This window comes from Streptomyces sp. NPDC005574 (assembly GCF_040605435.1).
GTDB lineage: Bacteria > Actinomycetota > Actinomycetes > Streptomycetales > Streptomycetaceae > Streptomyces.
The window spans coordinates 1-1,109 of the sequence record NZ_JBEXCW010000351.1 but is presented as its reverse complement, the minus strand read 5'-3'; the positions used below and the strand labels follow the sequence as shown (position 1 = coordinate 1,109).

Genomic DNA, 1,109 nt, shown 5'->3' with positions numbered 1-1,109 from the left:
TTGATGTGTTCGAGGCCGAGGGGTGGGCAGCGGATTTCTGCGGTGGTGAAGCGTCCTGTGGGGGCGTCGAGTTGGACGACGACGCTTCGGCCGGCCCATCCGGTGACGGTGCCGGTGGCGCCGTGCAGGTAGAGGGGCCGGATCTGGTGGTTGAGCCGGACGCGGTCCCCGGGGGCGAAGGTGGCCAGGGCCTGGATGGTATGGCTGGCGGTGAGGTGGTGCTGCCGCTGGCTGATGGCGACGCTCAGCTGGGGCAGGTGGGCATCGAGAGCGCCGGTGGCGATGAGTCCGATCAGGGTCTCGAGCTGGCCCGGGCGGAGCGTGTCGGGCCCTGTGTTGGTGTCGGATGCCGGTTCGATCGCTGCGGCGGGGTGGGCCGGTCGGGGCTGGGGGCGGCGGTTCTTCTTGCTCATGGTGGTCCAGCGTGCCGTATCCCGGTCCGGGCCTCAGGCCGGGAGGGGCGGGAGCCAGGGGTTCCCGGCGAAGAGGTCGCGCAGGACGGTCATGGGATTGAGGCCGTGCTTGCGGGCGGTGGACAGGTAGGAGCGCACGAGGAGCCAGCGGTTGGCGCCGTCGAGGGTGCGCCAGCCGCCGGAGACCTTCATCTGGACCTTGGCCATGCGGATGTCCTGCTCGGCCTGGTTGTTGGTGAACGGCACCGTCAGGTCGTGCAGGAAGCGCAGGATGTCGTCCCGCCTGCGGTGGAGCCGGTCGGCGAGCTGCCGGGCGAAGGTCCTCTTCCGGCCGGGTGGCGGGTCGGGGTTGGCCGCGCGTCCGCAGCGCACGGCGTGGTCGAACCGTTCTTCCAGGGCGTGGATCTCGTCGCGGGTCAGGGCTGTCCGGCCTGCCTGGCGGGCGGCGTGGGCGGCGTTGTTTCCGGCGCTGAGGGCGTCGAAGGCGGCTTTCGCCCAGGTCTGGCCTGCCGGGTCGGCGTGGTGGACGCCGTCGAGGTCGCGCAGGATGTGCGCGTTGCACAGGGCCCGGGCGGTGCCGTACTTCAGGTAGGAGGAGAAGGCGTCGGTGACGACGGTGCCGGCGAAGTGGGGCAGGACCCCAGCGTCGGCCATCGCGGCCTTGCCGCGCTTGGGGTGGGCCTTGTACCAGGTCAG

The 1,109-nt window shown here is 71.4% G+C and carries 2 protein-coding genes; both read right to left on the bottom strand.

The features are described 5' to 3' along the window. Window positions 1-413: hypothetical protein (locus ABZT03_RS44675; RefSeq protein WP_356050095.1), on the bottom strand; the 413-nt coding region annotated here is incomplete at its 3' end. A 33-nt stretch (window positions 414-446) separates the two neighbouring features. Next, window positions 447-1,109: transposase (locus tag ABZT03_RS44670; RefSeq protein WP_356050093.1), on the bottom strand; the 663-nt coding region annotated here is incomplete at its 5' end.